The sequence below is a fragment of the Natronolimnohabitans sp. A-GB9 genome, from assembly GCF_030848565.1.
Taxonomy (GTDB): Archaea; Halobacteriota; Halobacteria; order Halobacteriales; family Natrialbaceae; genus Natronolimnohabitans.
On record NZ_JAVDDV010000006.1, the window covers coordinates 177,468 to 191,122 of the forward strand.

At 64.0% G+C, this 13,655-nt stretch carries 16 protein-coding genes and 1 tRNA gene; 8 read left to right on the forward strand and 9 right to left on the reverse strand.

Translation table 11 applies throughout. The features are described from left to right. Nucleotides 1-63 precede the first annotated feature (63 nt). Nucleotides 64-1,029: a hypothetical protein gene (locus tag RBH26_RS10385; RefSeq protein ID WP_306758184.1), complete on the forward strand. Its 966-nt coding sequence runs from the start codon at nucleotides 64-66 to the stop codon at nucleotides 1,027-1,029. 35 nt (nucleotides 1,030-1,064) lie between these two features. Here the strand turns inward: RBH26_RS10385 and RBH26_RS10390 are convergent, their stop codons facing one another. From RBH26_RS10390 to RBH26_RS10400, 3 genes are all read right to left on the reverse strand, one after another. Continuing rightward, nucleotides 1,065-2,021: a CBS domain-containing protein gene (locus RBH26_RS10390; RefSeq protein ID WP_306758185.1), complete on the reverse strand. Its 957-nt coding sequence runs from the start codon at nucleotides 2,019-2,021 to the stop codon at nucleotides 1,065-1,067. Between the two features lie 282 nt (nucleotides 2,022-2,303). Beyond that, nucleotides 2,304-2,717, reverse strand: a complete 414-nt coding sequence (locus RBH26_RS10395) for an RNA-binding domain-containing protein (protein ID WP_306758186.1) — start codon at nucleotides 2,715-2,717, stop codon at nucleotides 2,304-2,306. Nucleotides 2,718-2,721: 4 nt separating this feature from the next. After that, nucleotides 2,722-3,330, reverse strand: a complete 609-nt coding sequence (locus RBH26_RS10400) for an AAA family ATPase (RefSeq protein ID WP_306758187.1) — start codon at nucleotides 3,328-3,330, stop codon at nucleotides 2,722-2,724. 363 nt (nucleotides 3,331-3,693) lie between these two features. On the opposite strand from RBH26_RS10400, the gene RBH26_RS10405 reads away from it, so the two are divergent. After that, nucleotides 3,694-4,107, forward strand: a complete 414-nt coding sequence (locus tag RBH26_RS10405; protein WP_306758188.1) for a hypothetical protein — start codon at nucleotides 3,694-3,696, stop codon at nucleotides 4,105-4,107. Nucleotides 4,108-4,483: 376 nt separating this feature from the next. Further along, a tRNA-Arg gene (locus tag RBH26_RS10410) sits at nucleotides 4,484-4,588 on the forward strand. Nucleotides 4,589-4,803: 215 nt separating this feature from the next. On the opposite strand, the gene RBH26_RS10415 is transcribed toward RBH26_RS10410, so the two are convergent. Beyond that, nucleotides 4,804-5,892 (reverse strand): glutamate-cysteine ligase family protein, encoded by a 1,089-nt coding sequence (locus tag RBH26_RS10415; RefSeq protein WP_306758189.1) that lies wholly within the window; start codon nucleotides 5,890-5,892, stop codon nucleotides 4,804-4,806. A 398-nt stretch (nucleotides 5,893-6,290) separates the two neighbouring features. Here RBH26_RS10415 and RBH26_RS10420 point away from each other — a divergent pair, with 398 nt between their 5' ends. The 4 genes from RBH26_RS10420 (at nucleotide 6,291) to RBH26_RS10435 (ending at nucleotide 8,844) form a co-directional block, all read left to right on the forward strand. Continuing rightward, on the forward strand, nucleotides 6,291-6,914 hold the full coding sequence (locus tag RBH26_RS10420; protein ID WP_306758191.1) for an FAD-dependent oxidoreductase: 624 nt from the start codon (nucleotides 6,291-6,293) through the stop codon (nucleotides 6,912-6,914). A gap of 15 nt (nucleotides 6,915-6,929) precedes the next feature. Beyond that, nucleotides 6,930-7,550 carry a VOC family protein gene (locus RBH26_RS10425; protein ID WP_306758192.1) on the forward strand — a complete coding sequence of 207 codons (621 nt, stop codon included), beginning with the start codon at nucleotides 6,930-6,932 and terminating at the stop codon, nucleotides 7,548-7,550. Beyond that, a complete protein-coding gene (locus tag RBH26_RS10430; protein ID WP_306758194.1) occupies nucleotides 7,547-8,218 on the forward strand; it encodes a dienelactone hydrolase family protein in 672 nt (223 codons plus the stop codon). The genes RBH26_RS10425 and RBH26_RS10430 overlap by 4 nt, the downstream gene beginning before the upstream one ends. A 128-nt stretch (nucleotides 8,219-8,346) precedes the next feature. Next, nucleotides 8,347-8,844 carry a hypothetical protein gene (locus RBH26_RS10435; RefSeq protein ID WP_306758195.1) on the forward strand — a complete coding sequence of 166 codons (498 nt, stop codon included), beginning with the start codon at nucleotides 8,347-8,349 and terminating at the stop codon, nucleotides 8,842-8,844. A gap of 92 nt (nucleotides 8,845-8,936) precedes the next feature. Here RBH26_RS10435 and RBH26_RS10440 read toward each other — a convergent pair whose 3' ends face one another. From RBH26_RS10440 to RBH26_RS10455, 4 genes are all read right to left on the reverse strand, one after another. Next, the gene (locus tag RBH26_RS10440; RefSeq protein ID WP_306758196.1) at nucleotides 8,937-9,353 is read right to left on the reverse strand and encodes a universal stress protein; all 417 of its coding nucleotides are present in this window, start codon (nucleotides 9,351-9,353) and stop codon (nucleotides 8,937-8,939) included. Nucleotides 9,354-9,437: 84 nt separating this feature from the next. Next, complete coding sequence (locus RBH26_RS10445) at nucleotides 9,438-10,532, reverse strand: aminopeptidase (protein ID WP_306758197.1); 1,095 nt, start codon at nucleotides 10,530-10,532, stop codon at nucleotides 9,438-9,440. An 88-nt stretch (nucleotides 10,533-10,620) separates the two neighbouring features. Continuing rightward, a complete protein-coding gene (locus tag RBH26_RS10450) occupies nucleotides 10,621-10,851 on the reverse strand; it encodes a hypothetical protein (protein ID WP_306758275.1) in 231 nt (76 codons plus the stop codon). Between the two features lie 112 nt (nucleotides 10,852-10,963). Further along, complete coding sequence (locus tag RBH26_RS10455) at nucleotides 10,964-11,911, reverse strand: hypothetical protein (RefSeq protein ID WP_306758198.1); 948 nt, start codon at nucleotides 11,909-11,911, stop codon at nucleotides 10,964-10,966. 261 nt (nucleotides 11,912-12,172) lie between these two features. On the opposite strand from RBH26_RS10455, the gene RBH26_RS10460 reads away from it, so the two are divergent. Next, entirely contained in the window at nucleotides 12,173-13,207 is a 1,035-nt protein-coding gene (locus RBH26_RS10460; protein WP_306758199.1) for a GntG family PLP-dependent aldolase, read from the forward strand. Here RBH26_RS10460 and RBH26_RS10465 read toward each other — a convergent pair. Beyond that, nucleotides 13,204-13,329, reverse strand: a complete 126-nt coding sequence (locus tag RBH26_RS10465; protein WP_306758200.1) for a hypothetical protein — start codon at nucleotides 13,327-13,329, stop codon at nucleotides 13,204-13,206. The genes RBH26_RS10460 and RBH26_RS10465 overlap by 4 nt on opposite strands. Nucleotides 13,330-13,655 lie beyond the last annotated feature (326 nt).

The following is a 13,655-nucleotide window of genomic DNA, read 5'->3' on the forward strand; positions in this document are numbered from 1 at the left end:
CGTTCTGTTTCACTCGCGTTCGTCGCCACGTTCATGTCCTTCTAGACGAATCCTCGGCTATCGATGAACCGTCGGCAGTATCTCATCCGAACCGGCGCCGGTGTAGCCACGGCGACAGCGCTTGCCGGCTGTCTCAGCGATCTCACCGGCAGCGACTCGAATGTCACTGTGACCGACCGAACCGGCGACCGCGCACTCGCCCGTGCCGTCGGCGCCTTGAACGAGGCCGCGCTCACACTCGTCGTCACGGACGACGTCGACGAACCGTCCGACCTCGAGTTCGACCCGGCCGAACCAACTACTCGCATCGAGGACGGACGAGCCCACCTCGAGACCGCGGCGACCGAACTTGACGACGACCGCGAGGCCGACGTCGACGTCCTTCGAACCTACGCCGACGTCCTCGAGCGGTTGGTCGCGGTAACTGACACGGTCGCCGACGAGACCCTCGCGGACGACGCCGAGGACGCCTTCGAGGCGGTCGACGGCGACGGCGACCTCGAGGACGCCTCCACGACCGTCACGGAGCGAACGGCCGCCCTCGAGCGCGCCCAGTCCCGACACGATGGGGCGCGCGAGGACGTCGACGACTTCGACGACCGGTTCGAGGAGCTCGTCCGGATCGATCGAACGCGACTCGAGGACGCCGTCGCGGAGTTAGGCGACGTTCTGTCTCCCCTCGTCGCGCTCGGTGACGCACTCGAGACGTTACTCGATGGGTACGAATCCCTCGAGAACGGTCAGGAACTCCTCGAGGAGGAGAAATACGACGCGGCACGGGACGAGTTCGACGCGGCCGAGTCGTCTTTCGAGGCAGCGACCGCGACGCTCGACGCCATCGAGGACCCGCCGTCCGACCTCGTCGACACGATCCAGGCGACACGCTGTCGCAGTACACATCTGGCGACGGCCGCGTCGGCCTTCGACGACGCAGCGGCTGCGGGAGCGGACGGCGATACGTTGTCCGTGTCGGAGTCCCGTCAGGAGGCCAACCGCGCACTCGAGGACGCGCGCAACTGTTCGCAGTAGCGAATCATAGCTCTGTTACCGCCCGTTCCGCTTCGTTAGTCGACAGCGACCGATTCGCCGTCGGTCGCCTCCGGCGGCAACTCATCGATGAGGACGACCGCGTCACCCTCGAGGACCGTCGTCCCATCGCCGTCGGTGACGATCGTTTCGATCCGGTATTTCTCCCCGCCGAGGTCGTCGACGATCTCACAGACGGCCGTCGCTCGGTCGCCGATCGACAGCGGTGCGAGGAAGCTACTCTCCTGTGAGAGATAGATCGTCAGTCCAGGGAGACGGGCGAGTGCGGCGCTGACGAGGCCGTTGGCGAGGACGCCGTGAGCGATCGGCTCGCCAAATCGTGTCCCGGCGGCATAACCCTCGTCTAAGTGGAGTCGGTTCGTATCGCCGGAGACTTCGGCGAACGTCTCGACGTCGTTGGCCGTGATGGATTTCGTAAATCGAGCGACGTCGCCGACCGACACCGTCGACTCGTCCTCGCCGCGGTACTCGAACTCCCAGTCGTCGTGTTCGTACTGGGTGTCCGTCCTGACCTGCTGTCGTGGGGGCTTTTCCTCGAGGCCACCGCTTCGATGTGCGAGATGTGGGACGTAGTAGGTCAGTTCCGTCGTCGTGAGGATCCCGACGAGTTCACCGTTCGCTTCGGCCTTCGTGTCGGTTTGCGTTCCGTCGTCTTCGACGACCGGGAGGTGTTCGATCGAATCGTCACGCAGCGCGTCGACGGCGTCGACGATCGAGGTATCCGGCGCGATCGTCTCGAGGGGCGACGACATCACGTCGGCCAACGCAACGTCGCCGAGGTCGGCGCGCGTACAGAGCCGTGTCGCAAAGTCGCCTTCGGTCACGATTCCGACGGGCACGTCGTCGTCTGCGACGACGACCGAACTGACGCCTTCGTCGCGCAGCAGGGTCGCGGCCTGGGTCGCGTTCGCGTTCGGCGGGGCGGTGACGACGTCGGTGACCATGATCTCGGAGACGGGGATCGTTCTGTGCATGCCACGGTCTACGTGTTGGTGGCCTTTCATAATGGTGGGTCAACGACCCCTCCCTACTTCGCTCACCCTGACTGGTTCGCTCGTTGAGGGTGGGGCTTATCCGTGGACTCGGCCTCTGGCTCGTCAGAGTACGGGGACTCCACTCGACAAAGTTGAATCTGCTCTCCGATGCGACCGGACACCGGTACACAAGTCCGTCTCATACGGACTACTGTACGTCGTTACCGGCGCAACCGCGACCCGGGCTGCGGTTGCGCCGGGAAATCGGTACAGCAATCCGTATCAGCCCTCGACCGGCTGGCCGTCTTCGGTCGGCGGCGCGATGTGGTCGATATACTCCTCGACGGCGGGCTCCTCGACGCGGACGCGGACGCTGATCTCGCCGAGTTCGTCCGGTTCGCCGACCGAGAAGTTTATGCGGTCCTCGAAGGCCGCCTGCTTCTTGAGTGCAAAGGAGAACGTATCGCCCTCGCGGTTGGCGAAGAACTCGCCGCGGGCCGTATCGAGAATCTCCTGGCGGTGAAGCAACTCCGAGAAGTGATCCATCGAGTGGGTTTCGCCCCTGATCTCGCCGAACGACTCCTCGAGGTCGGCGTTGGGGAAGATGTTCGCGACGGCGTCGGCGACGCGGCTGGTGACCTCGGTGTCGTAGACCGGGGCCGTGATCTCGACGTCGACGCGGTAGATATCGGTCATCGTGTTAGTTGGTGTTCGATCCGGACTGCGGTTTACGTTCCGATTCGACGTCGGTCGCTGTGACCTCCGTGCCCTGCCGGATGATCGCCTCGATGCGCTCGTGAAACGCCTCGAGCGTGTCGGTGTTCTCGACGACGACGTCGGCACGGGCCATCGCGTCGTCCATCCCGAAACCACGTTCGCGGGCGTCGCGGGCGGCGAGTCCTTCGCCACCCTCGTCCTTGCCGGCGTCGCGGCCGCGGTCGTCGATCCGCTCGGCTCTGACCTCGAATGGGGCTTCGATACTGACGAGCGTGAACGCCTCGCCGAATCGCTCTTCGAAGACGTCGACCTCGACGTCCGAGCGGATCCCGTCGACGAGTACCGTGTCGTGGTTCTCGAGACGGTCCTCGATCATCGGGAGCGAACGCTCCGCGATGGCGGTTGGTCCGTTCTCGTCGCGCAACGCCTGGGCAACCTTGCCGTGATCTTTCGTCGGATCGAGTCCGCGGTCGGCCGTTTCCTGGCGGACGACGTCGCCCATCGTCACTACCGGGATTCCGTTCTCGCGTGCGACGGTCGCGGCCTCGCCCTTGCCGCTGCCGGGAAGTCCCACCGTTCCGATGACGTGCATCGAAGGGACGTACCGGCGAGACGTGTATAAGCGCTGTGTTCGGCGCCGCGACGACCGGTATCGTTCGCCGATCGAAACGGTCCGGTTGCGGACAGTGAAACGTCTGTAGGATGGCTGTGTGTCCTCCAGCGGATCTGTCGATCGCCATCTGGGGCGTTTGTCGGCAGTGAAACCGAGCCGTGACGGGGTTAGCGGTCGTGTAGTCCTCGAGTCCGATCGATTGTGCGGATCACAACGGCGGGCGAGGTTGCAACTGTGTGCTCACCTCGAGTTAACCGCGACTAATCCATTCGAATCCGAACTAATCGTCAGAACGGACTGTCTCCATTATTTGTCGTTCCGTCCTCGCCTCGAGTGCACACTATGACAGCACGAAAACTCGATCGGCGTCGATTCACGAAGGTCCTCGGTGTCGGTGCCGTTGCGGCAGTTGCCGGCTGTATGGACGACGACGAAGAGGACAACGGACTCGAAGACGACGAGGAGAACGGACTCGAAGACGATGACGATGGAATGGATGACGAAGAGAACGGACTCGAGGACGATAACGACGAGATGGATGACGAAGAGAACGGACTCGAGGACGATAACGACGAGATGGATGACGAAGAGAACGGACTCGAGGACGATGAGGAGAACGGTCTCGAAGACGATGGCGACGATGGTCTCGAGGACGATAACGACGACCTAGGCGACGATGACGACGATGATCTCGAGGACGACGAGATGGAAGACGATGACGATGACGAAGACGACGATCTGATGGACGACCTCTAGGCGGTCGACATCGACGACGAATACCGACCACCACCGATAGTAGCTACTGCAACGAGTTACACACCGATCCAACGCCGTCCGGCGATCTGGTGTGCAGTGACGGTCAGTAGCTACTATACCGTCAGGCCTCTCGTTTGCACGTTTCGTCGGACAGCTGAACAGTGATCGATCTCAAATCGGACTCCGTTCATCGTTTTCGTTCTCCATGTTTTGTTTCCTTCGCCTTGCTTGTCCTCGCTGTGTTGGCTGTGGCGATACTCGTACTCTCGATTTGGCTTCGATCACCTGCCGTTTGCGATATCGTGGTACCAATACCACGGGTTGCTGAAACGAAATCCACACCGCTTATACTGATCCATGGTGGATTCGTACTCGAGGGCACGTAGCTCAGTCTGGATTAGAGCGTCGGACTTCTATCCCCGTCGCGATTGCGGTGGGGGAAGACATCCGACGGTCGTGGGTTCAAATCCCATCGTGCCCGTTGTCTGCGGACAACGTGAGCAGTAACGGCACCGCGGATTTGAATTAGACCGAGGTTCTGCGCGAAGCGAAGGTCCTCGGGCGTAGTTCAAATCCCATCGTGCCCGTGATTTTGCGACGAGCGGATGCGAGGAGCAAATCACGAATAGAGATGGGTGTGAACCCTGCCAGTCGCGCGACCGAGCATCGAATCGTGTTAGCCGGCAGTATCAGTGATCACGCCGTCGACGACCGAGCGCGACGCCGTTCGAGGTCGGCCTCGAGTTTCGTCGCGGCCTCGAGTCGCAGCCGTTTTGCTTCCCGCTTGGAGAGCCGCGCGTCGGGGAGCCGGTCTGCAAGCGGTTCGTACGCCGACGGCGTGAAGCCGAGTTCCTCGAGGTAGTCCTGCACGTGTGGGTCCCCGATTCCGTCATAGATCGCGGTGTCCGTAACCGTCTCGACGGTGTCGAAGTCCGGGAGGGACACGGTCCCGTCGTCACCGGGCGACCCGTCGTCCGCGATAGTAGTTCCGCGGGCGTCGGCGTGGGTGACGATCGAGCGAACCTCCGCGGCGAGTGTGAGGACCTGACTCGGGAGGGCGGCGTCTGGCGAGCGCCACTCGACGGTCGGCATCGCCTCGCGCAGTCGGACGGGCGTCCAGACCGCCTCGGCGGGAGTGAATTCGTCGTCGAAGGTGTCCGGATCGACGCCGCGCTGGAGTGCACGCTCCCGGAAGCCGTCATAGGCCGACTCGAGTCGCTGTTCCCACTCGTCGACAGTGTCGACGTACGGCCAGAGCTGACCTTGTTCGGGGCAGGTCTCGTAACACGACCGTCGGTAGAGAAACGGCCGCGCACACTCGAGGATGCGCTCGCCGCGGTAGTGGGCAGAACTGTTGACAAGCGAGAACGCAGGGTCGAGCGCAGTGAGGGTGTTCAGCTGGTCGACGACGTTCGACTGTTCGAAGTGGATGTGTGTTCCTGCACAGGCGCGGGCGTCGTCGAACGTCGGGCCGACGATCCGTCGCTGGAGGTCCGTGCTCCGCTTGTTCCGGTAGGGGAGCGCTGCGGGTGGGGCCGACAGCGGCGTCGCCAGCGGGACGAGTCGCTTGTCCCGCTCGCGGGCCGCGTCGACGGCCTGGTCGACGAGCGCGAGAAACTCCTCGCGAAGTTCGGCCATCGACGAACACGGGGTCGTTTTGAGTTCGAGCATCGGTTCGACGAACTCCGGATCGAACTGGTCGGAGACGTCGAGCAGTGTATCGGGGGAGACCAGGTCGCCGTCCGAATCGACGACCCAGTACTCCACTTCGAGGCTGGTTTTCATGGATGTCTCTCCGTTGAATCGAGCGGTGCGATCAGGAGCCCTCGAGAAAACTGTCACCGGGCTCCGAGTGCGATCGATTCGTGAGGGAACTGCCGGCGGCCGCGTCACGCTGGAAGGTGAACGTGCCGACGGTAGCCGGTCGCTCTCGTCCGTATTTCGGGTAGGAAGGTCCCACGTGAAGCCGTTGAGCCTGCGTACGCCGGGGACGGGTTTCTTGATAACGCGTCTGTGTCAGTTCGACGTGGCATGTATCACGTGTTCGGCGGTCGGCTCGAGGCTGGTGTCGTCGGGAGAACGAGACGGCCTCTCGAGCGTCGACGACCGGTGACACGTGTGTTACGTGGTTGTACTGGGGTTGCTACCGTATTCATACGTCTGCGGTAACATTGTATAACTACATGAGTGACGAGACGACTGCAGACGGAGACGAGCGAAACGCATCGGTCATCGTCGTCGGCGGCGGTCCCGCCGGCCTGAGCGCAGCGCTGTTTACCGCGAAAAACGGCCTCGAGACGACGGTGTTCGATACCGACAAGACCTGGATGCACAAGGCCCACCTGTTCAACTACCTCGGCATCGGTTCGGTCGGCGGCAGCGAGTTCATGGCGACGGCCCGCCAGCAGGTCGACGACTTCGGTGTCGACCGCCGACAGGGCGAACGAGTGACCGCCGTTTCCGTCGATGACGGGGACAGCGTCACCGTCGAGACCGAAGCCGATGCCTACGCGGCCGACTACGTCATCCTCGCGACGGGTGCTAACCGCGATCTCGCCGACGAACTCGGCTGTGCGTTTACCGACGAGGACGTCGTCGACGTCGACGTCGACATGGAGACGAGCGTCGACGGCGTCTACGCGACGGGCGCGATGGTTCGTCCCGAGGAGTGGCAGGCCGCCATTGCGGTCGGCGACGGTGCCGCCGCAGCACTGAACATCATCTCGAACGAACAGGGCGAGTACTTCCACGACTTCGACGTGCCTGCCGACGCAGAGCGCGTTTTCGGCGAACTGGTCGCGGAGTAACACAGGGTATCCACTATGGCCGACGAACCACCGTCTCCCGTTACGTCCGAACTGCCCGACAGTCCCGTCCATACGACCGGCACCGACCACATCACGATCTGGGGGAGCAACGCAGAGGACACCATCGAGTTCTATCGCGACCTCCTCGGGATGCCACTGGTGCTCCGCCAGCCGAATCTCGACGATCCCTCACAGACACATCTGTTCTTCGATACCGGTGACGGCCGTATCTTGACGTTCTTCGTCAGCGACGACCGGCCCTCCGCCCGCGGTCAACGCGCCGGCGTCGGCGCCGTCCACCATCTCTGTTTCAGCGTCGCTCCCGACGAGTACGAAGCGACGATGGAGGCCCTCGAGGAGGCGGGACATCGTTACAACGTCTTCGATCGTGGGATCTTCCACTCGATCTACACCCGAGACAACAACGGCCTCGTGATCGAACTCTCGACGGACAAATACGAGATCCCCGACGACCGCCGCGGCGAGGTGCTGGCGACGGCCCAGGAACTGCGCGAAGCCGACGGCGCCGACTACGCCAAGGACGAACACCTCCGGGAGGCGATCGAGGCGGTGGGTCTCGAGGTCGTCGAACACGACCTCCCCGACGCCAGCGCCGGTGTCGGAGGCATCGAATGACCGTCGCACCCGACGTCGATATCGACGGTCCCCACCAGGACCAGCCACTGGAGACCGGTGGGACCGACCTCGAGAGTGCGACCGCCGCGGTCGTGCTTACCCACGGGCGCGGCGCGAGCGCCCGGGGAATGCTCCAGTTGGCGGATGCCGTCCACTGCGAGGGTGTCGCCTTCCTCGCGCCGCAGGCGGCCAGCCGAACCTGGTACCCGAACTCCTTTCTCGCTCCGGTCGATCGAAATGAGCCCGGTCGCACCTCCGGCTTGCAGGCTATCGCGGACGCCATCGAGCGAGCTAGCGACGCCGGTATACCCACCGAGCGTGTCATGCTGGTCGGCTTCTCGCAGGGTGCCTGCCTCGCCAGCGAGTTCGTCGGCCACAACCCGCGACGCTACGGTGGTCTCGCGGCCCTGAGTGGCGGACTCATCGGCGAGGAGATCGACCGCGACGAGTACACTGACGTCGAGGGCGATCTCGCGGAAACGCCCGTCTTCCTCGGCTGTAGCGACGTCGACCCCCACATTCCCGAGAAACGGGTCCACGAGACGGCTGCCGTTCTCGAGGCGCTGGGTGCCGACGTCACGAAACGGCTCTACGAGGGGATGGGCCATGGCATCACCGAGGACGAACTCGAGGTCGTCGCTGCGATGGTCGCCGACCTCGTCGACTGATACGGTTTACTGTAAGTCGTTACAGCAATCCGTATGACTGGGCGATTCGGACTCGAACGTTTCACGACCGCTGACCAGTACGCTCGCGTGAACGACGACTTATGCCGTCCGCTCGCGTACCATCACCGATGGCTTCCCACGACATCGACCGGCGGACGGTTCTCGCAGGCGTCGGTTCCACGCTGTCGGCCGTCGCCGTCGCCGGCTGTCTGGGCGGCGACGACGAGGATGGGGACGAACCCGTCGTCGACGCCGCCGAGAGCCTCGAGGGCGAGACCGATCCCGACGCCTGGCGCGACGTCGACGAGATCCGATTCGACGGCCACGTCGGCGGCTGGGTCGGCGTCTATCCGCCCGCGATCGACCGCGTCGAGAATCCGACGCTCGTACTCGTCGACGGCCGGGAGTACGAACTGACCTGGGAGAACATGGATGGCGTCCACCACAACGTCGCGTTCTGGGACGACGACCGCGAGGTCGTCGACGAGTACTCGACCGATGGCAACGAGATCGTCGGCGAGACCGAGACGCTCGTGTTCGAGGCGACGCCCGAGATGGAGACCTACCGCTGTGAGTACCAACAGGAGAGACAGCGCGGCGACGTCATCGTTATCGACGAATCGTGAGTGTAATCACACCGACAACCGGACGGATCAGTACCGAACGCTCTGCTGTCGGTCCGTTTGCGACTCGCTCGAGGCGGGACCCGTCGAACCGCTTATCGGACGACGGTGACCGAGACGGGTGCCCGTCGGACGATCTGCTCGGCGACGCTGCCCAGCAGGACCCGCGAGACGCCCTTTCGACCGTGACTGCCGACGATGATGTGATCGATGTCGTGCTCCTGGGCGTAGGAGACGACCTCGCGTGCGGGGTTCCCGGCGGCAACCTCCATCCGGAAGTCGACGTCGGTCGTGTCGACGAGCTCCGAGAGGTCCTCGCGTAGTTCTGCCGCGGCCGTCTCCCGCCGTTCGCCGAGCAGGTCCTGGATGGCCTTGATGCTCGCACCCGTATACCCATCCGCGAACTCGACGACGCGCAACAGTACGATTTCCTCGTCGCTGTACTCGTCGAACGCGCGTTTCACTGCCTTCTGTGCCGGTTCCGAACCGTCGTACGCGACGAGGACTGTCATAGTCGTTACTACCGCGTCCCGTGACATAAACCCGACCGCTCCTCCCGGCGGTCGGGAGTTTGCCGCCCGTCGTCCGCCGGCAGGCTACTCGTCGAAGTCGTCCTCGAACCGGAACGTTCCGTCCCGCTGGACGACTTCGCCGTCGATTTCGATGACCGAGTCCTCGCTCATGTCGACGATCATGTCGACGTGGACCGCGGAGTCGTTACCTTCGTTGTCCTCGCCGACGGTGTCGTCGTAGGCGCGGCCGACGGCCATGTGGACGGTGTCGCCCATCTTCTCGTCGAACAGCATATTGTAGGTAAACTGGTCGATGTCACGGTTCATCCCGATGCCGAGTTCACCCAGCCGACGGGCGCCCTCGTCCGTGTTCAGGACTTCGGTGAGGACGTCCTCGTTTTTCGCCGCCGCGTGGTCGACGACTTCGCCGTCCTCGAACTCGAGGTAGACGTCCGTGATCTCCCGGCCCTGATGGTACAGCGGCATGTCGAACAGCACCTCGCCCTCGACGCTGTCGGGCTGGGGTGCGGTGAAGACCTCGCCGCCGGGGAGGTTGTGTTCGCCGTGGTCGTTGAGCGTCGGATTGCCGTCGATCGACATCGTCACGTCGGTCGTGTCGCCGCTTTTGATGCGGATCTCCTCGGCGGGATCCATCAGTTCGACCATGTGCTGTTGGTGTTCGCGCTGGGCCTCCCAGTCTTTGTTGACGGCGTCCCAGACGAAGTTCTCGTAGCCTTCCGTGCTCATCTCGGCCAGCTGGGCGTTGGCCGGCGCGGGATACTGTGTGAGACACCACCGCGTCGAGAGCCGTTCCTCGAGGATCGGCTGGTGGGCCTGCTGGTAGGCCGCTTGCGTCTCGGGATCGACGTCGCTGGTCTGGGTGACGTTGTCCGACGCACGGATCGCAATGTAGACGTCGGTGTGCTCGATCAGCGCGAGTTCGTGCTCGGGCGTCTCGTAGTCGTCGTCTCCCGCCCGGAGGAAGGCCCGCTGCTGGCGTTTGCCCGTCCGCTGGGAGACCGTGATCGGGTTCGCGCCACGCTCGCCGATCACTTCGTGGAGGGCCACAACCAGATCCTCGGCGACGGGGTGGGCGTCGACGACGACGTTGTCGCCCGCCTCGAGGTCGACCGAGTGGTTCGCGATGATCTCGGCGTGTTCGCGGATACGTGGATCCATACGTCGGACGTCTCCGGGCGCCGGGATACCGTTTTCGCATCGAGACCTGCCGATACCGGTTCGGCGGCCGGCAGTCGAGATCGAACCGTCAACGTCGGTTCGCCAGGAAAATCCCGAGATAGATCGACGCCAGCGCACAGCCGACCCCAAGGCCGAACGCGAGGGTAAACGGCGACTCGAGGGTCGGCTCGCCACCTTCGTCGAACACCCAGCCGCTGAAGCCGACGACGAGCAACGCGATCGCTGCCAGGCGCAGTACGGTGACGACCTGACGGGCGCGGCCGGTCTCACGAACGGGATCGACGTCGCCGTCGGTCATCGGAGTACCCGGCGCCGTCCGCATCGGCTCTCGAACTCGTCCATAGGACCAGTGCCGCCCGAGAGCGACGAAAAGATTGGTATTTCGATTCGTTTCCGGAACCGGTCCAGTGTCAGGGAGACGTCGAGGCCGTCCCGGGTCTCGAGCGGTCCGACGTGGTCTCGCCGCCGTCATCGGTGAGGGCCTGGACGAACGAAACCGTCGTCGCCGTCAGGACCAGCGCGGCCGGCGACGCAACGAACAGCGCCAGCAGGAATCCGACGGCGCCGGCGCTGACGAGAACCGAGAGTACGATCGAGATCCCGGCGGCGGCGACGACGTGCCAGAGAGCGAACCAGAAGTACGATCCGCCGTCGAGTCCGAACTCGGCGGAGCGACGGAACGCCTCGAGAAAGCCCGCATCGGCGACGACGAACAGGAACGGGACGGCGTAGAAGAGGTATCCAAGTACGATCACCACGGGAACGGCGAGCAGTAGCAACGGCGGTGCGACCACGAGAAACGGAACCACGGCCACGAACGCCCCGAAGACGACGAGATGATACAGGAAGAGCCGCGGCGCGTACGCGACGACACACTCGAGGATCGCCGCGGGTTCGCCGCGAAGTCGCCGGTCGATGCCACCCACGTATCCGGCGGCGACCACTGCAGAGATCGCCGCGTACGCAAGCAGGGCGAGGCCGAGCCACGTCAGCAGTTCGATGCCGACGCCCTCGAGAGACATTGCGATCGTCTCGACCGGCGTCTCGATGGTGATATCCGACCCGGGAGCGCCAGTCGGATCCGTCGGTCCGTGGTCGCCGGGAACGCCCGTCGAAGGGCCTGCACGTCCGGTCGCTGGCGGCGGATCGGCGAACGACCACAGGTCGAGCAACGGCGTCGGGAAGGCAAACTCGACGTTCAGCGAGAATCCGCCGGCGGAATCGAGCGCGCGGCGGACGTTTTCGAACTCGAGCAGCGACAGACCGAACGGCACGACGACAAACGGGAGGAGGGCGTCGAACCGGTCGACGACGCGGCCGACGTGGTCGAAGAACGTCGGCGATCGATCGGGGGCCATACCGTCCACGACTGACGACAGCTGATTGAAGCTTTCGCTCGTCGTGGACACGTTCGAGGGTGGTCATACTGTTGGACAGCACTATTCGACGATCGGTCGCGCTACTGCGGCCGTCCCAACGGGTGACGGCCGCGCGTTCGCGACCGACGTCTTACTGCCTGCTGTCCGACAGTATCAGAATCCAAACGACCGCCGGTGTCCAGGTCACCAAACCGACGGCGGTCGTCGGCTATTTCATCTCGTATCTCACACACTCGAGCCATGATCGACCTGCGTTCGGATACGGTGACGATGCCCGACGAGACGATGCGCGAAGCTGCTGCGACGGCCGACGTCGGCGACGACGTCTACGGCGAGGACCCGACAGTCAACGAACTCGAGGCCCGCGTTACCGGCGTCGTCGGGATGGAGGCCGCGCTGTACGTCCCGAGCGGAACGATGGGAAACCAGATCGCAGCACGTGTTCACGCCGATCGAGGACAGGAAGTGCTCGCGGATCGGCAGAGCCACATCGTGCGGTCCGAACTCGGCGGGCTCGCACAGCTTTCGTCCCTCCAGGCCCGGCCGATCGACGCCGACCGCGGCGTCCCGACGCCGGAACAGGTCGCCGACGCGGTCGTGACTGCGGACCTCCACCGGCCCGGCACCGGATTGCTCTGTCTCGAGAACACGCACAACGTCCGTGGCGGGTTAGCCATCGAACCCGAGACGATCGCCGCGGCCGCCGACGCGGCCCACGAGCGGGACGTTCCGGTCCACCTCGACGGAGCGAGGCTGTTCAACGCCGCGACGGCGCTCGACGTGCCCGTTACCGAGCTCACAGCTTCCGTCGACTCGGTGATGTGCTGTCTCTCGAAGGGGCTGGGTGCACCGGTCGGGTCGGTGCTTGCTGGAACCGAAGCGTTCGTCGAGCGGGCTCGTCGCACCCGAAAACTGCTCGGTGGCGGCATGCGACAGGCTGGAATCGTCGCTGGACCGGGCCTGTGTGCGCTCGAGAACGTCTCCGATCTCGAGGTCGATCACGAGAACGCCCGAGCGCTCGCCGATGGACTGGCGACTATCCCAGAGTTCGACGTGCAGGACCCGGAGACCAATATCGTCCTCGTCGACGTCGAAGACACTGGTCTAGAGGCAGACGCCGTCCTCGAGAAACTCCGTGAGAGTGGCGTACTCGCTACGGCGTTCGGTCCGACGACCGTTCGGTTCTGTACCCATCGCGACGTCTCGCGGGACGACGTCGAACGGGCGATCGACGCCATCGATGCCGCCTTCGGGACGTCTGCGGTGGCGAACTAGCGCATTCCGTCGCGGAACTCGAGGACCGTTCGCCGAATCAACAGGTACGTAAAGAAGATCAGCGCGAGGAGGATCACCACGATCGCGATGATGATGGGGTCGTCGGGGAGGAGGCCGAGCATGGGCGGAGCTACCGTGTCAGCATCCAAAACCGTTTCGACCTCACTCACGTCTCTCTCGATCGACTCGAGAGGGCTGTGAGCGCGGTGTCGTAAGCTAAAGCCGTCCTTTCACCTTCCGCCGCGTATATCGGGATGGGCGACGTAGCGAACACTGCGTCTCGTTCGGCGATTCCTCCACGCTCGATCGAGACCGGTCGTCGGTCGCTTGCCGTCTCGTGATGGCGTCGCGACCGCACGTTCGAATCCGGCCCCGCCGGCACACCCTCGCTGACGCGATGCCCCCGCTTCTCCCGTCGATCGCCACTCGAGTGCTGGACTTGACGTGC

Coding starts and splice junctions, on each gene's coding strand:
- RBH26_RS10390 (WP_306758185.1), bottom strand. CDS start 2,021: ATGCACAGAACGATCCCCGTCTCCGAGATCATGGTCACCGACGTCGTC.
- RBH26_RS10455 (WP_306758198.1), bottom strand. CDS start 11,911: ATGGCCCCCGATCGATCGCCGACGTTCTTCGACCACGTCGGCCGCGTC.
- RBH26_RS10400 (WP_306758187.1), bottom strand. CDS start 3,330: ATGCACGTCATCGGAACGGTGGGACTTCCCGGCAGCGGCAAGGGCGAG.
- RBH26_RS10415 (WP_306758189.1), bottom strand. CDS start 5,892: ATGAAAACCAGCCTCGAAGTGGAGTACTGGGTCGTCGATTCGGACGGC.
- RBH26_RS10450 (WP_306758275.1), bottom strand. CDS start 10,851: ATGACCGACGGCGACGTCGATCCCGTTCGTGAGACCGGCCGCGCCCGT.
- RBH26_RS10460 (WP_306758199.1), top strand. CDS start 12,173: ATGATCGACCTGCGTTCGGATACGGTGACGATGCCCGACGAGACGATG.
- RBH26_RS10395 (WP_306758186.1), bottom strand. CDS start 2,717: ATGACCGATATCTACCGCGTCGACGTCGAGATCACGGCCCCGGTCTAC.
- RBH26_RS10405 (WP_306758188.1), top strand. CDS start 3,694: ATGACAGCACGAAAACTCGATCGGCGTCGATTCACGAAGGTCCTCGGT.
- RBH26_RS10420 (WP_306758191.1), top strand. CDS start 6,291: ATGAGTGACGAGACGACTGCAGACGGAGACGAGCGAAACGCATCGGTC.
- RBH26_RS10465 (WP_306758200.1), bottom strand. CDS start 13,329: ATGCTCGGCCTCCTCCCCGACGACCCCATCATCATCGCGATCGTGGTG.
- RBH26_RS10385 (WP_306758184.1), top strand. CDS start 64: ATGAACCGTCGGCAGTATCTCATCCGAACCGGCGCCGGTGTAGCCACG.
- RBH26_RS10440 (WP_306758196.1), bottom strand. CDS start 9,353: ATGACAGTCCTCGTCGCGTACGACGGTTCGGAACCGGCACAGAAGGCA.
- RBH26_RS10425 (WP_306758192.1), top strand. CDS start 6,930: ATGGCCGACGAACCACCGTCTCCCGTTACGTCCGAACTGCCCGACAGT.
- RBH26_RS10435 (WP_306758195.1), top strand. CDS start 8,347: ATGGCTTCCCACGACATCGACCGGCGGACGGTTCTCGCAGGCGTCGGT.
- RBH26_RS10430 (WP_306758194.1), top strand. CDS start 7,547: ATGACCGTCGCACCCGACGTCGATATCGACGGTCCCCACCAGGACCAG.
- RBH26_RS10445 (WP_306758197.1), bottom strand. CDS start 10,532: ATGGATCCACGTATCCGCGAACACGCCGAGATCATCGCGAACCACTCG.